General features: G+C 59.9%; 21 protein-coding genes. 5 read left to right on the forward strand and 16 right to left on the reverse strand.

The genetic code is table 11. The features are described 5' to 3' along the window. Positions 1–11: 11 nt before the first annotated feature. The 13 genes from bamA to ACQZ6J_RS26365 form a co-directional block, all read right to left on the reverse strand. A complete protein-coding gene (gene bamA / locus ACQZ6J_RS26305; RefSeq protein WP_163985868.1) occupies positions 12–2,345 on the reverse strand; it encodes an outer membrane protein assembly factor BamA in 2,334 nt (777 codons plus the stop codon). A gap of 198 nt (positions 2,346–2,543) precedes the next feature. Continuing rightward, positions 2,544–4,217 (reverse strand): RIP metalloprotease RseP, encoded by a 1,674-nt coding sequence (gene rseP / locus ACQZ6J_RS26310; RefSeq protein ID WP_449086280.1) that lies wholly within the window; start codon positions 4,215–4,217, stop codon positions 2,544–2,546. Positions 4,218–4,241: 24 nt separating this feature from the next. Further along, complete coding sequence (locus ACQZ6J_RS26315; RefSeq protein WP_449086281.1) at positions 4,242–5,075, reverse strand: phosphatidate cytidylyltransferase; 834 nt, start codon at positions 5,073–5,075, stop codon at positions 4,242–4,244. Then, positions 5,075–5,821 (reverse strand): isoprenyl transferase, encoded by a 747-nt coding sequence (locus tag ACQZ6J_RS26320; protein ID WP_449086282.1) that lies wholly within the window; start codon positions 5,819–5,821, stop codon positions 5,075–5,077. Before ACQZ6J_RS26320 ends, ACQZ6J_RS26315 begins: the two co-directional genes overlap by 1 nt. A gap of 108 nt (positions 5,822–5,929) precedes the next feature. Beyond that, on the reverse strand, positions 5,930–6,490 hold the full coding sequence (gene frr, locus ACQZ6J_RS26325) for a ribosome recycling factor (protein WP_449086283.1): 561 nt from the start codon (positions 6,488–6,490) through the stop codon (positions 5,930–5,932). Between the two features lie 55 nt (positions 6,491–6,545). After that, positions 6,546–7,265 (reverse strand): UMP kinase, encoded by a 720-nt coding sequence (pyrH, locus tag ACQZ6J_RS26330; protein ID WP_163985873.1) that lies wholly within the window; start codon positions 7,263–7,265, stop codon positions 6,546–6,548. Between the two features lie 134 nt (positions 7,266–7,399). Then, complete coding sequence (gene tsf, locus ACQZ6J_RS26335) at positions 7,400–8,326, reverse strand: translation elongation factor Ts (protein WP_163985874.1); 927 nt, start codon at positions 8,324–8,326, stop codon at positions 7,400–7,402. A 378-nt stretch (positions 8,327–8,704) separates the two neighbouring features. Continuing rightward, positions 8,705–9,472, reverse strand: a complete 768-nt coding sequence (gene rpsB, locus ACQZ6J_RS26340) for a 30S ribosomal protein S2 (protein ID WP_092845161.1) — start codon at positions 9,470–9,472, stop codon at positions 8,705–8,707. A gap of 187 nt (positions 9,473–9,659) precedes the next feature. Next, on the reverse strand, positions 9,660–10,766 hold the full coding sequence (locus ACQZ6J_RS26345) for a hypothetical protein (RefSeq protein WP_449086284.1): 1,107 nt from the start codon (positions 10,764–10,766) through the stop codon (positions 9,660–9,662). After that, entirely contained in the window at positions 10,766–11,383 is a 618-nt protein-coding gene (locus ACQZ6J_RS26350) for a 5-bromo-4-chloroindolyl phosphate hydrolysis family protein (protein ID WP_449086285.1), read from the reverse strand. Before ACQZ6J_RS26350 ends, ACQZ6J_RS26345 begins: the two co-directional genes overlap by 1 nt. Positions 11,384–11,390: 7 nt before the next feature. Next, positions 11,391–12,965, reverse strand: coding sequence for a substrate-binding domain-containing protein (locus ACQZ6J_RS26355; protein ID WP_449086286.1), 1,575 nt, complete (start codon positions 12,963–12,965; stop codon positions 11,391–11,393). A gap of 4 nt (positions 12,966–12,969) precedes the next feature. Continuing rightward, positions 12,970–14,046 carry a toxic anion resistance protein gene (locus ACQZ6J_RS26360; protein ID WP_449086287.1) on the reverse strand — a complete coding sequence of 359 codons (1,077 nt, stop codon included), beginning with the start codon at positions 14,044–14,046 and terminating at the stop codon, positions 12,970–12,972. 217 nt (positions 14,047–14,263) lie between these two features. Then, on the reverse strand, positions 14,264–15,091 hold the full coding sequence (locus tag ACQZ6J_RS26365; protein ID WP_449086288.1) for a cell envelope integrity EipB family protein: 828 nt from the start codon (positions 15,089–15,091) through the stop codon (positions 14,264–14,266). Positions 15,092–15,226: 135 nt separating this feature from the next. Between ACQZ6J_RS26365 and ACQZ6J_RS26370 the strand changes: the two genes are divergently transcribed. The 5 genes from ACQZ6J_RS26370 (at position 15,227) to ACQZ6J_RS26390 (ending at position 18,501) form a co-directional block, all read left to right on the forward strand. Then, the gene (locus ACQZ6J_RS26370; protein WP_092715564.1) at positions 15,227–15,694 is read left to right on the forward strand and encodes a RidA family protein; all 468 of its coding nucleotides are present in this window, start codon (positions 15,227–15,229) and stop codon (positions 15,692–15,694) included. Further along, complete coding sequence (locus tag ACQZ6J_RS26375; RefSeq protein WP_449086289.1) at positions 15,694–16,413, forward strand: glycerophosphodiester phosphodiesterase; 720 nt, start codon at positions 15,694–15,696, stop codon at positions 16,411–16,413. Before ACQZ6J_RS26370 ends, ACQZ6J_RS26375 begins: the two co-directional genes overlap by 1 nt. 126 nt (positions 16,414–16,539) lie before the next feature. After that, entirely contained in the window at positions 16,540–17,727 is a 1,188-nt protein-coding gene (locus tag ACQZ6J_RS26380) for a GNAT family N-acetyltransferase (RefSeq protein WP_449086290.1), read from the forward strand. 41 nt (positions 17,728–17,768) lie between these two features. Continuing rightward, positions 17,769–18,197 (forward strand): HIT family protein, encoded by a 429-nt coding sequence (locus ACQZ6J_RS26385; protein ID WP_163985882.1) that lies wholly within the window; start codon positions 17,769–17,771, stop codon positions 18,195–18,197. Between the two features lie 13 nt (positions 18,198–18,210). Further along, on the forward strand, positions 18,211–18,501 hold the full coding sequence (locus tag ACQZ6J_RS26390; protein ID WP_449086291.1) for a Dabb family protein: 291 nt from the start codon (positions 18,211–18,213) through the stop codon (positions 18,499–18,501). Between the two features lie 91 nt (positions 18,502–18,592). Here ACQZ6J_RS26390 and clpA read toward each other — a convergent pair whose 3' ends face one another. The 3 genes from clpA to ACQZ6J_RS26405 all read right to left on the reverse strand — a co-directional run bounded on the left by clpA (position 18,593) and on the right by ACQZ6J_RS26405 (position 22,138). After that, positions 18,593–21,124: an ATP-dependent Clp protease ATP-binding subunit ClpA gene (clpA, locus tag ACQZ6J_RS26395; RefSeq protein ID WP_163985884.1), complete on the reverse strand. Its 2,532-nt coding sequence runs from the start codon at positions 21,122–21,124 to the stop codon at positions 18,593–18,595. A gap of 10 nt (positions 21,125–21,134) precedes the next feature. Then, positions 21,135–21,488, reverse strand: a complete 354-nt coding sequence (gene clpS, locus ACQZ6J_RS26400) for an ATP-dependent Clp protease adapter ClpS (protein ID WP_113358042.1) — start codon at positions 21,486–21,488, stop codon at positions 21,135–21,137. 284 nt (positions 21,489–21,772) lie between these two features. After that, positions 21,773–22,138, reverse strand: a complete 366-nt coding sequence (locus tag ACQZ6J_RS26405; RefSeq protein WP_163985885.1) for a phasin family protein — start codon at positions 22,136–22,138, stop codon at positions 21,773–21,775. Positions 22,139–22,438: the final 300 nt, after the last annotated feature.

The following is a 22,438-nucleotide window of genomic DNA, read 5'->3' on the forward strand; positions in this document are numbered from 1 at the left end:
GACTGCCGATATCAGAACTGGTTGGCGATGCCAAACCGGAAATTCTCAACCTTATCGTAGTCTTCCTTGAGAACCGGCACAGCATAGTCAACGCGGATGACACCGAACGGCGACGACCAGATCAGGCCCGCGCCAAGCGAGGCGCGGATCGAGCTGTCGTTATGAAGCGTATCGCCGAAGAGATCCGCCTTGTTGCCGTAGAGAGTGCCCGCATCGGCAAAGGCTGCGATACGCAGACCGATATCCTGCGGAACACCCGGCATCGGCATGCTCGCTTCAGCCGAAGCGGTCACGTAGGTCGTACCACCGAGCGGGTCGCCATGCGACGAACGGGGGCCGATACCGGCATTCTCGAAGCCACGGATTTCACGGCCACCGAGGGTGAACTGATCGAAGACGTTCAGCTTGCCATCCGTCGGCATCACGTAACCGGCACCGACCGTCAGCGAGCCGATGATATCGGCTTCGTCGCTGATCATCTGGTAGTAACGGGCCTTGCCGCTCAGCTTGTAGAAATCGGAGTCGCCGCCGAGACCCGCATATTCATGCGTGAACTTGGCAATCAGACCTTCACGCGGCAGATTCTGATCGTCCAGCGTGTTGTAGGTGAACGTCTGCGAGATCGTCGACTGCACCCATGGACCGTTCTCAACGAGGTTGAGGTACGGAGCCGAAAGATTGTCCTGCCAATCATTCGTGCCGTCATAGGTCAGGCGCTTGTAGTTATAACGCAGCGTCGTTGCCAGGTTCTCGGTGATCGGCGCGGTAACGCGCAGCGAGAAACCTTCTTCCGAATAGTCGTAATAATCGTCGCTCGACGTCTGGTTCTTGAAGATATCGAAACCGGCAGCCAGGCGATAACCGAGGAAGTAAGGCTCGGTGAACGAGATGTTGTAGGTACGGTTACCTTCCGTACCGGCACCAGCGGCGATACGGATGTACTGGCCGCGACCGAGGAAGTTCTTTTCCTCGACCGATGCTTCGAGCAGCAGGCCGCCATTGTTACCGACGGCGTAACCGGCACCGATACCGAACGAGCCGGTCGGCTGGTCTTCGACGTTGACGATAACGACCACGCGATCCGGAGCACTGCCCTGCGCCGTGGTGATGTCGACCTTGGTGAAGTAACCCAGCGCATCAAGGCGACGCTTGGCACGCGTGATCATTTCCTGATTGAAGGCATCGCCTTCGTTGAGGTCGAATTCGCGGCGGATGACGTAATCGCGCGTGCGGGTGTTGCCGCGGATTTCGATACGCTCGACATAGGCGCGCTCGCCCTGATCGACCAGGTATTCGATACCGATGGTGTGACCGGACAGATCACGGTTGCCACGCGGCGTAATGCGAGCGAACGGATAGCCCGCGGATGCCACGCGCTTGGAAATATTCTCAATCGAGGTCTGGATGTCCTTGGCGCTGTAGACGTCACCCTTGTGGGTGATAACAAGACCCTTCAGCTCGTCGGCATTGACGCCGTCGACCGTCGAGATGACGTTGATGTCGCCGTAGGTGTAGCGCGGACCTTCATCGACATTGAAGTTCAGCGTGTATTCGTTGTTCTGCTCGTTGAGCGTCGCGTCGGCGCTGACGATGCGGAAGTCGGCATAGCCATGGTTGTAGTAGAACTGACGCAGGGCATCCTGGTCGGCCTGCTGACGATCAGGGCTGTAAACGTCCTTACGGGTCAGAAACGACAGGAAGTTGCTCTTCTTGGTGCTGATGACCGAAGCGAGGCGACCGCTGCCATAGGCCTGATTGCCCGAAAAATTGATCTTGTCGATCTTGGTGCGATCGCCTTCGTTGATGACGAAAGCCACGTTGAGGCGGCCCGGCGAAACCTCGGCGGTCTGCGTCGTCACCTGCACGTCGTTACGACCGATGGAGGCGTAGGCATCCTTGATGGTCTTGATATCGGCCTGGACGGTCGCTTCGTTGTACGGACCCGCGGAATGGGTCTGAACGATACCTTCGAGCTTGTCGTCCTTGATCTTGCGGTTGCCGTTGAAGACAACGGCGTTGATCAGCTTGTTTTCCTTGACCGAGATGACCAGGGAGCTGCCCGAAACGGTAATGTGGACATCGGAGAAATATCCGGTCGCGTAGAGCTGCTTTACCGAAGCATCGATGTCACCGGGGGAGAAGCTCTTACCGGGCTTGATCGTGATATTGTCCCGAACAGCAGCCTCGCCGACACGTTCAGCACCACGAACGTCAACCCGCTGAATGACAGCTGCTTCCGCGACTGAGGCAGAGGCAAGGGTGACAACACCAGCGCCCGACGCAACAACACTAGCAGACAGCGCTACCGCCGACACTGCGTTCAAAAATCTTGAACCAGCCTTCATTTCACTTCTTACCTTTTTTCAATCGTCCCCAGCCCCGAGCGAACCCGATTCCGGCCACGTGTGTCGTTTTACCCGCTTTTGACATACAAGCAAGGGAGCACGTTAATTTCTGTTTACTTCATTTCAAAGCGTGGCTCATTCGCCACTACAGCTTTGAAACATCGTAAATAAATCGTAATTTCCTCTCTCGTTGCCCCACTAGCCTATCCGGGAACTAATATCGTTCCAGGTCGCAAACACCATGAGCGAGAGCACCATCGCAAATCCAATCCGGAAAGCGATATCCTGTGCCCGTGCACCCAGAGGTTTTCCCCTTACGGCTTCAATCGCATAGAACATCAGATGCCCGCCATCAAGTACCGGCACCGGCATCAAATTTAATAACCCTATTGAAACAGAAAGTATGGCTGCAAATTGTAGCACCGCGGAGAAACCCAGGGTTGCCATTTGCCCGGACAACTGCGCAACCCGAATCGGACCGCCGAGCTGATCGGCCTTCATGTATCCGCCGATGACGTTGCCGATATATTCGAAAGTGCCGGAGACGATGCTGCCGGTCTGCTTCACGCCTTCGGCAAGCGCCCTGAACGGCCCGTATGCTTCGTAACGCAGCTTGATCGGCGTCTGGCCATCCGTGATGCCGATAGAGGCAATCTCCGTCTGCGCACCAAAGACATCCGTCTCCTCGGACTTCCTCGGCGTCACCGTGACATCGCGCGTCTGGCCGTCGCGTTTGACCGTCAGCGTCATGGATTTATCGGCGTGCGCCGCGGCCAGGCGCTGCACCTCGCCGATGGAACCGATATCCCGTCCATCCACAGAAAGAACGCGTTCACCGATTTCCAGACCCGCCGCCTGAGCCGGGCTGTCGGACGCGATCGACGCAACCAGCGGATCGATCGGCGCAATGCCGATGCTGCCGACATCCTTCTTGTCGCCGGATGCATCCGTATCGACCAGCGTCTCGGCCACAATCGGGAAATCGCGGATCACGCCGTCGCGCTGTATCGTCAGCACGATGCTTTTGCCTGGGCGCTCGGCCACGTAACGACCGATATCGTAGTAGGTGGCAACATTGTTGCCATCGACCGCGATCAGGCGATCCCCGGCCTGCACGCCGGCCTTTGCCGCCGGACCACCCTGCTCTACCGCAGTCACGACCGGATCGACGAGCGCAATACCGATGCGGCCCATTTCCATCTTGTTGCCGAACTGATCGGTGTCCTCGATGAGCTTCGGTACGATCCGGAAGTCGCGATTCTGACCGTCGCGCTCGACGGTCAGCACGATCGTGCGGCCGGGCCGCAAACCGACATAGCGCTGCACTTCGTCGAACGTGGATACCTTGGAGCCGTCGATGGCAACGAGGCGGTCGCCCGGTTCGATACCGGCCTCGGCGGCTGCGCCGTCGCGCGTCACCATCGCAACGACGGGATCGGCGACGGTGCGGCCGTAGATGCTGAAAAGCACCGCAAAGATGGCAATGGCGAGAAGGAAATTGGCAATCGGACCGGCGGCGACCGTTGCAGCCCGCTTCCAGAGCTTGGCTCCGGCGAAGGACTGGGCGCGCTCCTCGTCCGTCATGGCCAAGAGCTGATCCACATCGGTCTTGCTGGAGGCATCCTCGTCGCCGAAGAATCGCACGTAACCGCCAAGCGGGATGAGGGAAAGCTTCCAGCGCGTGCCGTGGCTGTCGGTAAATCCGACAATCTCCGGGCCGAAGCCGATCGAGAAGGCCATGACCCGGATACCAGACCAACGGCCGATCAGATAATGACCCATCTCGTGCACGAAAACGAGCAGCGACAGGACGAAGACAAACGTGATGACGTTGTTCGTCAAGAAACCGATGAAGCCAGCCGCGCTACCCATGCAACGATCCTGTTCGTGTTAATTTCAGACCCCGAGCAGAACGCCGCCCAATGAAAAGGTCTCGCCGCTCATTGTCAGCGATATTACGATAGCCAACAAAAACGCTGCAAAACAAGCAAAAATTAGTCCGTCGACCCGATCCATCACGCCGCCATGGCCGGGAATCAGATGACTGGAGTCTTTCACACCAAACTTGCGCTTGATGAACGACTCGAACAAATCGCCGATCTGGCTGCATACGGACAGCACCAGGGCAAGGACGGGAATCCTCAGATCATCGGCAGAAAAGAAGCTCCAGACGACAGCCGTTCCCGCGATGACAGCCGCGATGGCGCCGCCGATCGCACCCGACCATGTCTTGCCCGGCGATATGCGCGGGGCAAGCTTCGGTCCCCCGATGGCGCGGCCGACAAAATAGGCGAAAATATCGGTTGCCCATACCGTGGCGAAGACAAACAGCATCAGCACGAAGCCGCGCAGATCGTCATCCCGAATCTCGGCAAGTGCGATCGCCGTCAATCCGGCATAGAATATGCCGCCCGGCAGCCACCAGCTTTTACCGCGAACGCCGACCATGACCGCCGTTACGACGACAAAGGCGGCCAGGACTTCGATGGAATAGACGGATTCGCTCAGGACCGTCGCGCCGGCGATCAGGACAAGCCCGAGCCATCCGAGGGCGTTGCCTTGCGGATCGCGACCGTGCAGGTCGGTTATCGTCGACCATTCGTAGTAGACGAGAAGACCGATGGCCGCCGCCAGAAAGCGAAAGCCGAGGCCTCCGAACCAGGTGGCGGCGAGAACGATGACGGCAAGGACTATGCCGGAAACAATGCGCAGCCTGAGTTCACGACTCATCAGGACCCCACGGCCGCCGCCTGCTTGGCGGAAAGGCCGCCAAAGCGCCGGTCGCGCGCAGCATATTTCTCAAGCGCGGAAAAGAAGAGATCACGGCTGAAGTCCGGCCAGTAGTCCGGCACGAACATGAATTCGGAATAGGCTGCCTGCCACAACAGAAAATTCGAGAGCCGCTCCTCGCCGCTCGTGCGGATAATGAGGTCGGGATCGGGAATTCCGGCGGTGTCCAGGCGGGCATCGACCAGGTCCGGGGTGATGTCCTGCGGGCGCAAACGCCCGGCCTCCACGTCTTTTGCGAGGCTTGCGAAGGCGCGCGTGATCTCGTCACGCGAGCCATAGTTGAAAGCTATGACCAGTGTCAGGGCCGTGTTGTTCCTGGTGGTCTCTTCCGCTTCGAGCAGCAAGGGCAGGACGTCGCCGCGCAGGCTGCTGCGATCGCCTATGACGCGGATCCGCACGTTCTGCCGATGAAGTTCGGCAAGATCGCGGCGGATGAACGCCTTGAGGAGGCCGAGCAGATCGCTCACCTCCGCTTCGGGTCGGCGCCAGTTCTCGGAGGAGAAGGCGAAAAGCGTCAGATATTTTATGCCGATATCGCCGGCTGCCCGCACCGTCTCGCGAACGGCCTCCACGCCCTTGCGATGGCCCATGGTGCGCGGCAGGCCGCGCGCATTGGCCCAGCGACCGTTGCCATCCATGATGATGGCAACATGTTCGGGTACGACAGAGAACGTAGGATCTGACATATGGGTCCGGTTTCGTTCGGCGGAAGGATGCTCTGGTCTCGTAATCTAGGGCGCCATCGCCGCTTTCAATATTGTCAAATCGAAAGCGCGACACTCCCCGGCATACGATTAGACCTGCATGATTTCCTTTTCTTTATCGGCTAGCAAGCGGTCGATTTCCGAAATCGTCTCATCCGTCATCTTCTGCACACGTTCGGAGAGAGAGCGGCTCTCGTCCTGACCGATTACGCCGTCCTTTTCGGCCTTTTTGAGGCCGTCCATGCCATCGCGGCGGACGTGACGAATCGCCACTTTCGCTTTTTCCGCGTATTCATGGGCAACCTTCACCAGCGAACGGCGGCGCTCCTCGTTGAGCTCCGGCAGCGGGATGCGCAGGTTCTGGCCATCGATGATGGGGTTGAGGCCGAGATTGGATTCGCGGATGGCGCGCTCGACGGCGCCGACCATCGCCTTGTCCCATACCGATACGGTCAGCATGCGCGGTTCCGGCACGGTGATATTGGAAACCTGGTTCAGCGGCATGCGCGAGCCATAGGCTTCGATCGTGACCGGATCCAGAATATTGGCGGATGCGCGCCCGGTGCGCAGCGAGGCGATGTCGCTCTTGAAGGCCGCAATGGCGCCGTCCATGCGACGCTTCAGTTCCTTGAGATCGGTGGCTTCACTCATGTCTATGCTCCCCTGTAACAAGGCGACGCCGGTCTCACCCGGCGCCACAGGAATGTCAGTTGTCTGATACGATGGTCTTGCGGCCGCCGCCGGTCAAGATTTCCGCGAACCCGCCTTTCTCGTGGATGGAGAAGACGATGATCGGAATCGAGTTTTCCCGCGCAAGCGCAACGGCGGCGACGTCCATGACGGCCAGCCCCTTTTCGAGCACCTGACTGTGGGTCAGATGGTCGAAGCGCTCCGCATCGGGGAACTTCTTTGGATCGGCGGAATAGATCCCGTCGACCTGTGTGCCCTTGAATATGGCCTGTGCGCCCATTTCCGCGGCGCGCAGCGCGGCCGCCGAATCGGTGGTGAAAAACGGATTTCCCGTGCCGCCGGCGAAGATCACGACACGCCCCAGCGAGAGATGATAGAGCGTGGCGCGCTGCGAGAAGCTTTCGCAGATCTCAGGCATGGAAATGGCCGAGAGCACGACGGTCTCGATGTCGAGCTTGCGCAGCGAGGTTGCCAGCGCCAGCGCATTGATGACGGTTCCGAGCATTCCCATGTGGTCACCGGTCACGCGGTCTCCGCCCTTGGAGGCCACGGCGACACCCCGGAATATGTTGCCGCCGCCGACCACGACACCGACCTCGACCCCCATGGCGCGCGCCGCCGCGATGTCGGACGCAATGCGGTCCGCGACGGTAACGTCGATGCCAAATCCCTGACTGCCCATCAGAGCTTCACCGGAGGCCTTGAGCAACACGCGCTTGTAGATCGGCTGGGTCATGGTAGCTCCTTGAAGTGATCACCGGGGAATGATTGTGAAAGCCGGATACACGAAGGGCACCGCGTTGTCACGCGATGCCCATACGTTTTCCCTGATATGGTTTCACCAATCCGGGATATGTTTCTTTTCGGCGATCAGCCCTTGGCGACAGCCGCAACTTCGGCAGCGAAGTCGGTTTCTTCCTTCTCGACGCCTTCGCCGAGGAGCAGACGGGCCATGCCGACGACTTCGATCGGTGCGCCGGCGGTCTTTTCAGCTTCCTTGAGGGCAGCAGCGACCGTCAGGTCCGGATTGATGACGAAAGCCTGCGAGAGAAGAGCAACTTCCTCGAAGAACTTGCGCATGCGGCCTTCCACCATCTTTTCGATGATAGCTTCCGGCTTGCCGGATTCGCGGGACTGCTCGATGAAGACGTTGCGTTCGCGCTCTGCGACGGCAGCATCGACTTCTTCGGCGCGGATGGCCAGCGGGTTGGTCGCAGCAATGTGCATGGCAACCTGGCGGCCGATCGACGTCAGAACGGCCTTGTCGCCGAGCGACTTCAGGGCGACCAGAACGCCGAGCTTGCCGATGCCGTCGCCGGCAGCGTTGTGGATGTAGGTCGCCACGACGCCGTGCTCGACTTCCAGCTTGGCCGCACGACGGAGCGTCATGTTCTCGCCGATGGTTGCGATCGCATCCTTGATGGTGTCGGCGACCGGCTTGCCGGATGCGGGATAGGTCGCAGCCGAAATGGCTTCGACGGTGCCGTTGGTGGACAGCGCAACTTCAGCGATGCCGCGAGCGAGGTCCTGGAAGGCATCGTTGCGGGCAACGAAGTCGGTTTCCGAGTTGAGTTCGACGACAACGGCCTTGTGACCGGCGCCGGCAATGGCGACCAAGCCTTCAGCGGCGGTGCGGCCAGACTTCTTGTCGGCCTTGGAGATGCCCTTGGCGCGCAGCCAGTCGATCGCGGCTTCGATGTCGCCGTTGGTTTCGGTCAGCGCCTTCTTGCAGTCCATCATGCCTGCGCCAGACTTTTCGCGCAGTTCCTTCACCAGTGCAGCCGTAATCTCGGTCATAAGCTTCCTCTTTGTCGGTTCATACGGTGCGGCATGCGGTTTTGAGCCGAAGCGGCACCGATTTGAGGGACGAAATGTACCCGTAAGTATGACAGCGTTATGAAGCTGCGTCATACTGTGGAATTCTTGATTGGAACAAGCCTGGATTTACCGCCTACAGCGTCGTGCGTCACGGGTGACGCACAAAGGTCGCTGTAGCGCTTTAAATCTGCTGCATAATTCTACCCTCAAATCGATTCCGATTTATGGAATTATGCAGCGGGCAAGGCGTTGTGCAAAACGCGATAAGGCCGCTCGAACTTGTTGAAGTCGCAAACGGCCTTATCCCGGATGTCATTGCGCTTGGGCGGACAGTCTACTGCCCGCCGCCAGGCGCGATCAGGCTTCGGTGCCGTCCGCCAGGGTCGGCTCGATCGGGGCTTCCTCGGAAGCACCGAGGTCACGGCCGGATGCACCCTGCTGGCGAGCGATGCCGTCGATGGCAGCGCGCGAGATCAGGTCGCAGTAGAGAGCGATGGCGCGCGAGGCGTCGTCGTTGCCCGGGATCGGATAGTCGATCAGGTCCGGATCGCAGTTCGAGTCGATGATGGCGACGACCGGGATGCCGAGGCGCTTGGCTTCGTCGATCGCGATCTTTTCCTTGTTGGTGTCGATGATGAACATCAGGTCCGGCGTGCCGCCCATGTCCTTGATACCGCCGAGGGCCTTGTCGAGCTTTTCGCGCTCGCGCTCGAGGTTCAGACGCTCCTTCTTGGTGAAGCCCTGGGCTTCGCCGGAGAGGATTTCGTCGAGCTTGCGCAGACGCTGGATCGAGTTGGAGATCGTCTTCCAGTTGGTCATCATGCCGCCGAGCCAGCGGGCGTTGACGTAGTACTGAGCCGAACGCTTTGCGCTGTCGGCGATCAGTTCCGAAGCCTGACGCTTGGTGCCGACGAACAGAACGCGGCCGCCACGGGCAACGGTGTCGCTGACGACCTGCAGGGCGCGGCTCAGCAGCGGAACCGTCTGCGCGAGGTCGATGATGTGGATGTTGTTACGATCGCCGAAAATGTACGGCTTCATCTTCGGGTTCCAGCGGTGCGTCTGGTGGCCGAAGTGAACACCTGCTTCGAGAAGCTGGCGCATAGAAAAATCGGGCAATGCCATGCCTTTGTATCCTTTTCCGGTTGAACCTCCGCAAGGCGAACAGCACCCTCTTCGAGAATGCCACCGGGCGGAAAAATCCGGATTTCTCCCGGACAATCCCATGCCTTACGTGTGGAATGCGGGTGCCCTTACATTCGATTCGCTTGGAATGCAAGGCTTTTGGGCCGAAAATAATCGCTCTGCGCCCTCAGCTAGCGAGTTTATCGAGCAACGCCAGCATGACATTGGCATCCGGCATCGGCAATACGGCGTCGATTTCAGCCGGCAGCAGACCGGCAATGGCGCTGTCGGCATCACCGGTCGCCGTGCCCAGCGGCCCGCGAAAACCGTGCTTGGTCCAGGCCAGCTCCTGCAATCGCGGGCTGGTCAGCGCCTCGATCATACGGTCTACCTGCTCATCGATGGCGATGAGCGGATGGGCGGAATAGACGGTCGGGTGCGGATAGAGCACCACGGGCTTGGCGCCGTTGCCGGCCTGGATCCTCTTCCAACGCTGCGGATCGGCGATGATCCACTCCACCAGCTGATTCTCATAGCCGACGATCATCGGCTCCCCGCCGATGCCGCCGGCCAGATATTGCTCGAAGAGCTTGCCCGACGACGACGACTTGAAGCCCATGTTGCGAAAGATGGCCTGTGTCTTGTCTCCGAATTGCGCCAGGCCATCGGCGCTCGCCACGTTGCCGCTCAGCAGGCTCAGCACCAGGCCGGCGAACATGAAGCCGGAGTTGGAACGATTGGGATCGGTCGAAACGATGCGTGCCTGGCCGTAGAGCGAACCGACACCCAGTTTCGACCAGTTCGTCCCGGCAAGCACCGCATCCAGCAGCGCCCTGAGGTCGAGCTGGTGCTGTCCCTCCGCCGTCGTGGTAACGAGACCCGCCTTGGTCAATCCTTCGACGACGGGCTGCCAGGAATAGACGACGACCGGCGTGTTGAGGATGACGCGGTCGTTGCGGATCTTGATGCCGCCTTGCCGGGCGATATCGACCATGATCGACGAGGAGGGCCAGAGGAAGGCCGGGTTCTGCGACAGAAGCGCCTGTTCGCGCACCATCTCGACCGAGCCGGCAACGCGGCTGTTGATTTCGAGCCCGTGACCGTGCAGGGCCGCAGTCACATCCTCGTCGGCGAGGAACGCCTCCTTCTCGCCGCCGATGAAGCCGAAGAGCCTCGTCCGGTTGCCAAGGAGCCCCTGCAGTTCCGGCCGATCCTTGACCGCGAAATAGCCTCCGGTCCCGGCGACCCCGGCGGCAAGAAGCCCTACTCCAAAAGCGCGGCGGGAAATGGCCATCAGCGTCCTATATCCTCTTTGAGCGAGGCCTGTATGAGGCGCAGCTCCGTATCAAGCGTATCGAGCCTGTCTTCGACCAGGCTATCGGAATAATGCACGAAGGCGTCCTCCAGCTTGGCGAGAACGAGGCCGACCTCCTGCAGGCGCTCCGCATCCGGCAGGCGCTTCGCCTCGATGACCGCGAATCCCTCGGCCACCTCGGCCGCACGCGGCAAATAGTAGCTGAGGAACCGCCTCACCGTGCCGGCGCTTTCCGGATTGGCTTCCACCTTGGCAAAGACGTCGGCGGCGATTTCCGCCAGATGGCGTACCCGCTTCGCCGTTTCCTTGCTGGCGATCTCGGCGGCCGACGCCTCCAGTCTCCGGGCTGCGGGTGCGGCCGTGCTCAACAGGTCGCGGGCAAACTCCAGGCGTCCCCTGCCGATAGCCTTCGCATCCAGCCCTTCGAACAGGCGCTTGGGGGCGAGCCCGAAAATCAGACCGACGAAGACCAAAACACCGATGAGCGCCGCCATCCATATCGGCATGCCGGCAAGGAAGCTGAGCGCAGGAACGACGAGCGCGGCGGCGAGCCCCGCCACGATCCAATTCCAGTCATTGCCGAACCAGTTGCGCATTCTCGTCCTAGTTATAGCCGCGCACTGCCCGGAATGCGCTGACCAGATCGCCGCGGCCATCGAAGACTCGTGCCGAGGTCTCCTTCGCGAGGGCATCGAGCTGACGCTTGTCCGCGTCGCCGAAGGTGATCCCGAACACCGGCACATGCGGGCTCACGGATGCCCATCGGCTCATGAAATCATGGTTGGCGTCATCAGACTTTCCGTCGGTCATGATGACGATCGCCGGCAAATAGGATGACAGGTCCCGCGTGGTCCTCATCCAGTCAAGAGCACGGCTTGCGCAGGCATACATATCCGTGCCGCCGCCGGCGCGCTGGCGCGAAACCTTGCCGACCAGGGCTTTCTGCTGCTCGGGACTTCCGGTCGCCTCAAGGGTCGTGCGGACATCGGCGTCGAAGGGAATGACCATGATGCGGTCGGCCGGCGTCCACTGCGCCAGCACCTTGCCGGTCTCATCCGGATTGAACAGGAACTGCATGGCCGCCTGCAGCTGCTCTTCGCCCGTGCCCGCCATCGAGCCCGAAAAATCGAGGCAGAGAGCGGTCAGCGACGGCTTGCGCAAGGCCACCTGATAGAGATCGAGCGCCTGGCGGATCACGGCGGGCTCCGGCATCCGGATGGCGGTCACCAGCCGCGTCGGATCGAAATTCCACGTCGGATCCGGTTTGGCGGCGACATCTCCCAGAGGAATGCGGCGGCCGGTATCGGCGATGCGTTTTTGCACCGGCGCGGACCGCAGATATTCCACGAGCTGATTGAAGAAGCTCTCGACCTCCTGTCCCCGTCCGTGATCGACGAAGCCGATCGGCGAATCGGCAACGACGACGCCATCGGCCGGATAAATGGCGTAAAGGGGTTCCCTGCCCATCCCCGCAAGCTTGTCGTTGGTTTCCTTCAGCACTGCCTCGTAGTTCCACATGGCATCGTAGAGCACGCCCTTGCCGGCGGACTCCGTATAGAGATCCGCAAGCCAGCCCGAGGAGCCAGAGGAGCGCTCGACACCGGCAAGCAGCGAGCGCACCGCGCCTTGAACCTCCGGCTGGTCGAGATCGCCGGGCTCGATGACGGGCTTGTTGCCGAGCGCGCTCGACAGCATGGCGAGATAGGCGCTGGCGCCGGAATTGGATTGCGTGGCCGAGGTCATGAGAAACTTCAGCGAGCCGCTCTTCACCGCCGCCAATATGTCCTTCATGTAGACCGGCTTGCCGACCCAGCCGAGCGCCTCCGCCTTGGATTTGCGCACGCCGAGGATGATCGGCATCTGCGCCACCGACGTCAGCGACTTCACCCGGCGCTTGGCATCGAACATGTCGACCCAGACGCTCGATGCCGGCCAGACGGCATCCTGTTCGACGCCCCGCTCGCTCTGCAGGGCGAGGCCGATATCCAGCGTGCCCTCATAGGAGAAGCTGCAGGTCGCCTTCTTTTCCTTGCAGAACTCGTCGACGATCGGCTGCAGCACGGTGTTTTCCGAGCCGGAAACGATGGCGAACTTCGGGCCCTGCCCGCCGACATCGCAGCCGCTCAGCGCAAGTGCTCCAGCCAGCGTCAGCCCGGTAACGAAAGTGCGGATCTTCATGAGTTCACCGCGCCTCGATCATCGCTTTCTTAAGCTCAATCGTCATCTTCTGCATTCGCTGCTCGGCCTCCGCCCGCTTGGCGCGGCCATCCTCCTGCACCTTCAGAACGCCATTGATCGTGTCGATCAGGTCGCGGTTGGCGGCGGCGAGCGTATCGATATCGACGATGCCGCGCTGCGACTGCTGTTCGATGGCGATCGCCTGGTCCTTCATCATTTTCGATGCCTGGCGGATCATGTCGTTGGTGGCGTCTGTGACAGTCTTCTGTAAATGGAGCGCGGACTTCTGCTGGGTCAGGCCGAGCAGGATCACCATCTTCTGCTTCCAGGCCGGCACGGTCAGCGCCGAGGTCGCCTGCAGGTTTTCGATCAGGGTTTCGTCGCCTGCCTGCACGATGCGGATCTGCGGCAATTGCTGGATGCCGAGCTGGCGGGCCTGCTGCAGATAGAAAACCCGCTTTTCCAGCCGGTCGAGTGCCTGCAGACTGTCCTGATAGACTTGCGCTTCCAGCATCCCGCCGCCGGGTCCGGCGGAGGCCGCGTCGGCGGTGCTCTTCAGACGGGGCAGCTCGGTCGCGCGAAAACGTTCGGCAAAATCCTTGCCGGCCTGCACGTATGCGTCGAGCTGCACGATGGATTGCCTGGTCTCTTCATGCAGGTCATCCAGAAGAGCGATGTCGCGGCGCAGGATGTCCTTGTGACGATCGAGCTCGAGCCCGATGCGATCGATCTGGCCCGCCACGTCCTCGAACTGCTCCTTGAAGCGCTCGAGCCTTGCCCTGAACGAGGAAAACATCCGCGACAGGAAACCCTCGTCCTTCAGGGAGGCCGGATCGAGCTTCTTCGATTTGACGATGATATCGGTCAGCAGCTTGCCGACTTCGCCGAGGTCGCGATTACGAACCTCGCGCAGGATGCGGTCGGAATAGTCGGAAACGGCTTGCTGGGCACGATCGCCGTAGACCGAAATGCCGGCCCGGTCGCTCAGATCGATTCTATCCCCGATGCGGGCGATTTCCGCCGGATCAGGGACGACCGGCAATGTGCCATTGGAACCGGTGGAGATATCGGCATTGCTCATAGGTCGTGCTTTCCTGTCCATAAACACGGAGCCGACCGCAAATATTTCCAATCGCCCCCAAGACGATCACTCCCCCGCGCGCCCCACTACAATTCCAGATCGGCGCGGGCAGAAAACAGACTCACCCACACGCGCCAATCGTTTCACACGATAGTGAAACTTGGATCACAGTTTTATGACGGTAGCTTTATGTTTAGGGCACAACCCTGCATGGGGCCTATTGGCAGGCCTTCGTATCGAGAACTTCGAGCTTGGTAAGCTTGCCGGTCAGCACGAAGTCGCCGTAATCCATGGTGAGGTCGCGCGTTATGCCATTCTCGTAGAGCTTGAACGACATGCGATAGACCGGCGTGGCGTCGCCGACGGACTTCTCGTTGAAATAAGCGACGGTCACAGGCCAGAAGGACGTCTTGGCGAAGGCGCCGGCCTTGTCGGCATCGGGATCGTCGGTGGCGGGAGGCTGCTCTTTGCCGACGACGGTGGTTGCGATCAGAGGCTTGTCGCCGTCGTCGGAACCATCGAAGACCTGCGCCTCGAAGAAATTCTTGCCGAGCTTGGCATTGTGGATGATGTCGAGCATGTGCTCCGTCGGAAAACGGCTCTGGATGAGTTCCACCTGCTTGTTGTGCGGCTCCGTCAGATCGACCTTGATGCCTTTCTGGTCGTCGCTCGCAGCGCCGCGCACATCCTTGTCGAGCTGGTTGTCCGTATAGGACTTGGTCTCGAAGCGAAACAGGCGCTTGCTGAGATCCTCGAAGGTTGTCGTCTGCTGGTCGCTGACGCGGGTGGAATCACCGGTGTCGATCTTCGTCACGAAGCGGAAATTGGTGGTAAACCCCGTGCAATCGGAGCCCTCGAATTCATAGACCATGCGCCCGACCATGCCGGAAATGCCGGAGCGATCGGAGGCATCCTTCAGCTCGAGATCATAGACGGCACGATGCGCGATCAGCCCACTCGGACCTGCTGCGTGCGCCGCAGGTGTCCCCAGTGACAGAATGCCCAGCCCCGAAACAACGGCGGCAGCAAGACTCGAGCGGAACATTCATTATCTCCTGTTGGACTCGCATCCGATGTTATAAGAACGCTTTCGGCTGAAACGAGGCTGCCGATCCTAAGTGACGGAATTTAGTCTTGATGCCGGATTTTTGAAGTTTTTACAACAAAACGGGAGATGAAAATGTCCGACGCTATTGAAGGTCGCCTGAAGGAACTTGGTATCGTTCTGCCGCAGGCGGCAGCACCGGCCGCCAACTATGTTCCCTATGTCATCAGCGGCAATCTTCTCTATCTGTCGGGGCAGCTGCCGATGGAAAACGGCAAGATCGGCGTGACGGGCCATCTCGGCAAGGATGTCGACGTCGCCGGCGGCCAGCGTGCGGCCGAGCTCTGCGCCATCAACATTCTCGCCCAGGCAAAAGCGGCGCTCGGCGGCGATCTCGGCCGGATCAAGCGGCTGATCAAGCTGAACGGCTTCGTCGCCTCGACACCGGATTTCGTCGAACAACATCTTGTGATCAACGGCGCGTCGAATCTTCTGGCAAATGTATTGGGCGAAGCGGGCAAGCATGCCCGCGCCGCCGTCGGCATGGCTGCGCTGCCGCTGAATGCCGCCGTTGAAATCGATGCCATTCTGGAAATCGCATAATGAGCAAGCTTGCCTGGCTGACCGAGCGTCCCGTCGCCCATCGCGGCTACCATGACATGAACAGGCAGGTCTGGGAGAATACGCTCTCGGCCTTCAGCCGTGCCATCGAGGCGGGCTTTGCCATCGAGTGCGACCTGCACTACGCCTCGGACGGCGTGCCGGTCGTTTTCCATGACGACGATCTGCAGCGGGTCTGCAACCTGCCCGGCGAAGTGCGCGAGCGCACCTCGGCTGAACTCGGGCTGCTGTCGATCGGCGGCACCAAGGACAAGATCCCGACGCTGAAGCAGCTGCTGCAGCTCTGCGGCGGCAAGGTGCCGCTCGTATTGGAGCTCAAGGGACGCGAAGGCGATGACGAAGGCTTTGCGGAATCCGTTCTCGAGGCGCTCGAAGGCTACAAGGGTCATGTCGCGCTAATGAGCTTCGACCATTGGCTGCTCCGGGATCTCAAGGCACTGGAAGCACCCTACCCGGTCGGCCTCACGGCTGAAGGAGACAAGCCCGAGACGTTTTTTCAGCATGACGAAGCCATGCATCTTGGGCTAGACTTCATCTCGTACTTCTATGGCCACCTGCCGAACCCCTTCATCACGGCGCAGCGCCAGCGCGGTATTCCAGTCATCACCTGGACCGTGCGCGACGAAGCGGCCCGCAAACATACATTTGCCAATGCAGACCAGATGACCTTCGAAGGTTTTGATCCGCGCCTGGCCTCATAAATCGGGATCGATTGAAGGAGAGGCTTTGCGCAAACCCAAATTGCCGTTGCGCCTGCAACACATGCCCGTCGGGGCTTATGGCGCAGCGGTGAGAGCCCCTCCCTTCCTTCTTAGCGCAAGAACTTGATGACAGACGAATTATCCATTCGAGTCGAACGATCCTTCAAGAACATCGCCCCGGAGAGCTGGTCCAAGCTGGCCGGGGCGTCCAGAGACGGCAGCGTGTTGCCGTACAATCCCTTTGTCTCGCACGCCTTCCTGTCCTCGCTGGAGGAATCAGGCTCCGCGACCGACAAGACGGGATGGCTCGGCAACCATTTGTTGCTCGAGACCGAGGGCGGCGAATTGGTCGGCGCCATCATTGGCTATCTGAAGAGCCATAGCCAGGGCGAATATGTCTTCGATCACGGCTGGGCCGACGCCTTCGAGCGCGCCGGCGGCCGCTATTATCCGAAGCTTCAATGCTCGATCCCCTTCACGCCCGCCACCGGGCCACGGCTGCTCGTGGCCGAGGGACAGGACCGAAGCGTCCTGCAGCCGGCGCTTGCCGAGAGCCTGAAGGAAGTCACCCGACAGCTCGGCGTTTCCTCCGCGCACATCACCTTCCTGCCCGAAGACGAAGCATCGGTCTTCGAAGGCGACGGCTATCTGCATCGCACCGACCAACAGTTTCACTTCATCAATGAGGGCTATGCCGATCACGACGCGTTCCTGGAGACGCTGGCGTCGCGCAAACGCAAGGCGTTGAAAAAGGAGCGACGCGCAGCGCTCGAGCATGGCATCAGCATCGACTGGCTGACCGGCAGCGATCTCACCGAAGGCATATGGGACCAGTTCTTCGCCTTCTACATGGATACGGGCAGCCGCAAGTGGGGCCGTCCCTATCTAACCCGCAAATTCTATTCGCTGATCGGCGAGCGCATGCCGGATGACATCCTGCTTGTCATGGCCAAGCGCGAAGGCCGCTATATCGCGGGCGCCATCAATTTCATCGGCGGCGAGACGCTGTACGGCCGCCATTGGGGCTGCGTGGAGGATCATCCCTTCCTGCATTTCGAAGTCTGCTATCATCAGGCGATCGATTTCGCGCTCAGCAAGGGGCTGAAGCGGGTCGAGGCCGGCGCGCAGGGCGAGCACAAGCTGGCGCGGGGCTATCTTCCCGTCATCACGCATTCCGCACACTATATCGGTCATCAGGGCCTGCGGCGCGCCGTTGCCGACTATCTGCAGCATGAGCGGGAACAGGTGGAGGAAATGAGCGAAATCCTCACCGAACACAGCCCCTTCCGCAAAGGCGAACGGCAGGATATCTAGCCGTTCAGCACTACCGAAAACGGAAGACGAGGAGACACCGGATGACCAGCCCTGCCTACGACAGCAACAACATCTTCGCGAAGATCCTCAAAGGCGAGATCCCGTCTTATCGTGTCTACGAGGATGAGCACACCGTCGCCTTCATGGACGTCATGCCGCAGTCGCCGGGCCATACGCTGGTTCTGCCGAAGTCGCCCTCCCGCAACATTCTCGACGCCGATCCGGCTGCCTTGCAGCATGCGATCACGGTCGTCCAGAAGATTGCCGTCGCGGTTCAGGAAGCTTTCGACGCCGACGGCGTCTATATCGCCCAGTTCAACGAGCCGTCCGCAGGCCAAACCGTGTTCCACCTGCATTTCCACGTCATCCCACGCCTCGAGGGCGTCGCGCTGAAGCCGCATTCGGGCAAAATGGAGGATGGTGCTGTGCTGGCGGAAAACGCCAGGAAGATCATCGAAGCGCTGGCCTGAACCGGAGAGGCACATGATTCGCCACACAGTCGCCTTTCGCCTGAAACATGAGGCCGGCTCGATCGAGGAGGCCGGATTTCTCAAAGATGCGCTCGTTCTCAGGGAAATAGCGAGCGTCCGCAAGTTCGAGCAGCTTCGGCAGACCAGCCCGAAGAACGACTTTACCTTCGGCTTCTCGATGGAGTTCGATGACCAGGCGGGCTACGACGCCTATAACGCCCATCCCGATCATGTCGCCTTCGTGCGTGATCGCTGGATGCCCGAAGTCGAGTCCTTTCTCGAAATCGACTATACTAATCTCTAGCGCCTTCTTAGCTCATCAGCATAAGCATATGAAAACGGCTGCATTGTCTCCAATGCAGCCGTTTCGTTTTTCTCAAAGTGCCAGTCGGCGACTACTTGCGCGGAACCTTCGGCACGATGCCGCCGCCCTTGCGTGGCGACTTGGCTTCGGCGTCGTCGCCGTCGCCTGATGCCGCAGCCTTGGCGGAGCGACGGGTAGCGGCTGCCGTTGCGGCCTTGCCGACACGGTTGCGGGTCTTGACGATATCGCCGTCATCCACGTCCACTTCGGACGGCGCATCGCCGACCTCGGCTTCCGGCTTGGGCCGGATCGGAGCCGTGTCCGCGATAGCCTCGAGCAGGATGCCGGTCGACCCGTCTTCCTTCTTGCCGACCGTGACTGTGACGACGCCACCCTTCTTCAGCTTGCCGAAGAGGATCTCGTTCGCCAGCGGCTTCTTGATGTTTTCCTGGATGACGCGCGCCAGCGGACGGGCGCCCATCTTGTCGTCGTAGCCCTTCTCGGACAGCCAGGCGATGGCGTCCTCGTGCAGGTCGAAGGTAACGTTCCGTTCGGAAAGCTGCGCTTCCAGCTGCATGATGAACTTCTGCACGACCTTGTGGATGACCGTCGTCGGCAGCGGCGCGAAGGGAATGACCGCATCCAGACGGTTGCGGAATTCCGGCGTGAACAGGCGGTTCAGAGCCTCTTCATCCTCGCCCGTGCGCTTGGACGAACCGAAGCCGATAGCGGCCTTGGCCATTTCCGAAGCGCCCGCATTGGTCGTCATGATCAGGATGACGTTGCGGAAGTCGATCTTCTTGCCGTTGTGGTCGGTCAGCGCGCCATGGTCCATGACCTGCAGCAGGATATTGAAGATATCCGGATGCGCCTTCTCGATTTCGTCGAGCAGGACGACGCTGTGCGGATGCTGGTCGACACCGTCGGTCAGCAGGCCACCCTGGTCGAAGCCGACATAGCCGGGAGGTGCACCGAGCAGGCGGGAGACCGTATGGCGCTCCATATATTCCGACATGTCGAAGCGCAGCAACTCGACACCCAGCGAGGATGCAAGCTGCTTGGCGACTTCCGTCTTGCCGACGCCCGTGGGGCCGGAGAAGACGTAGCAGCCGATCGGCTTGTTCGGTTCGCGCAGGCCGGCACGAGCCAGCTTGATCGAGGTCGAGAGCGCTTCGATCGCCGTATCCTGGCCGTAGACGACCGAACGAAGTTCCTGCTCAAGGTTGGCGAGAACCATCTCGTCGTCCTTGGAAACAGTCTTCGGCGGAATGCGAGCCATGGTCGCGATCGTAACCTCGATCTCACGCTCGGTTATCAGCTTGCGACGCTTCGACGGCGGCAGCAGCATTTGCGCGGCACCGGTTTCGTCGATGACGTCGATCGCCTTGTCCGGCAGCTTGCGGTCGGAGATATAGCGAGCCGACAGTTCGACAGCCGACTTGATGGCGTCGTTCGAGTAGCGCAGGTGATGATACTCTTCGAAATAGGGCTTGAGGCCCTTCATGATTTCGATGGCATCCTCGATGCTCGGCTCGTTGACGTCGATCTTCTGGAAGCGGCGGACGAGCGCCCGATCCTTCTCGAAGAACTGACGGTATTCCTTGTAGGTGGTCGAACCGATGCAACGGATCGCACCCGAGGAAAGAGCCGGCTTCAGCAGGTTCGATGCATCCATGGCGCCGCCGGAGGTGGCGCCCGCACCGATGACGGTGTGGATCTCGTCGATGAACAGCACGGCGCCCGGATACTCTTCGAGCTCCTTGACGACCTGCTTCAGGCGTTCTTCGAAATCGCCGCGATAACGAGTGCCGGCAAGCAGCGTGCCCATATCGAGCGAAAAGATCGTGGCATCGGCCAGGGCTTCGGGAACCTTGCCCTCGACGATGCGCTTGGCAAGGCCTTCGGCAATCGCCGTCTTGCCCACGCCGGGGTCGCCGACATAGAGCGGATTGTTCTTCGAGCGGCGGCACAGTACCTGGATGGTGCGGTTAACCTCGGAGTGACGGCCGATCAACGGATCGATCTTGCCGTTCTTGGCCTTCTCGTTGAGGTTGACGCAATAGGCCTTCAGGGCATCCTGCTGCTTCTTGTTGTTACCTTCCTCCTGCTCGCCGCGGGAGGTCGGCTTGCTTTCGGATTCGGTATCCTCGGCACCGCGCGGCGTGCGAGTCTGGGAGGAACCCGGGCGCTTGCCGATGCCGTGAGAAATGTAGTTGACCGCGTCGTAGCGGGTCATTTCCTGCTCCTGCAGGAAGAAGGCAGCATGACTTTCACGTTCCGCGAAAATCGCGACGAGAACATTGGCGCCCGTCACTTCCTCGCGGCCGGAAGATTGTACATGGATCACGGCGCGCTGGATGACTCGCTGGAAGCCGGAAGTCGGCTTCGAGTCCTCATCATAGCCCGTGACCAGGTTGGAGAGTTCATTATCGACGTATTCAGTCAGAGTCTTACGGAGCGCGTCGAGATCAACATTGCACGCGCCCATGACAGCTGCGGCATCGGCGTCGTCTAACAGCGCCAAGAGCAGATGTTCCAGCGTGGCATACTCGTGATGCCGCTCGTTCGCGTAGGTCAGTGCCTGATGCAGCGCCTTCTCAAGACTAGGCGAAAATGTTGGCACGTTCAGATCCTCACTTCTTTTCCATAACACATTGCAGCGGATGCTGGTGCTGCCGGGCAAAATCCATCACCTGGCTCACCTTCGTTTCGGCTACTTCATATGTATATATCCCGCACTCGCCCACGCCGTGGTTATGGACATGAAGCATGATGCGGGTGGCACTTTCTAGATCCTTTTGAAAGAAACGCTCCAGGATGTGGATCACGAAGTCCATGGGCGTATAGTCGTCATTCAGAAGCAGCACGCGGTATAGGTTGGGCTTTTTGGTTTTGGGCTTGGTGCGTGTAATCACCGAGGTCCCGCGATTTCCGTTTTCCCCGTTCCTTTCGCTGTTGTTTTGCATCCGGATCGGCTCAGCGATCATTTCGTTCATTCCTCAAATCATCCGGCAGAAGCTATCGCATTCCGACTTGGCACTGGTTGTTTCTTCACTCGGTCGGGCCAGATATCCGAACCTCTAACTTAGTTCATATCGACGCGATTTTAAGCCCCTTGCGGGACACTGCAATCACAATTCGCTGACAAACGGGGCTGCGACCAAAAAAGTCGCTGCATATCCCTAGATGGGGATCGACGCTCGAAAACGCAAAGGACCGGCCGCGCGTCGCGCAGCCGGTCCTTCAGGAAGTTTTGCCCTCAGGCAAGAATTTAAGCGGCAGTTGCCGTTGCTGCTGCCTTGCTGGCGGCCTTCGTTGCGGCCGCGACAGGCGCTTCGTAAGGCTTGTAGGCAACCTTGGCGAGGTCGGCATACATTTCGCCGAGCTTGGTGGCTTCGGCAACGAAGTTTTCGTAGGAAGACTTCACATAACCGCTCTGAAGCTCAAAGGCGGCCTCGAAGCTTTTGACGCCGGCGAGCGTTTCGAAGTGTGCAACGCCGTCCTGGAAAGACTTCTTGGAGTATTCAGCGGCTTCGGCAGCAATCGCCTGAAAGCTCTTGGTGACATCGGAATAGCTCTTCAGCGCCGTGTCGATGGCTTCCTTGCCCTTCTTGTTCGCGTCATCGAAATTGAACATGCTTCTCCGTCCCTTGTTGGCCGGCCGGTGGCCGGTTTTCAGGGCCAAAGCTTAAATGCGACGCACAATTAGTCAAGTAGTCTTGTGCGACGCAATATCTTCCCTGGGTTGCATTTTCAATGACGGCGCAATGTCAACAGCAATGAGTGCACTGCATCATTCTGTTTTTCCTAATATATATCATGTCCCCTGCAACCGCAGGCTTTGACTAAAATATCGGCAATAAGCCCAGAAAAACGCTGGTCTGATCCGCACGGCGCGAAGCGAGGCGCAGCTCACCCGCGGCAAAGGCAAAGAAAA

The organism is Rhizobium sp. A37_96, from assembly GCF_053521765.1.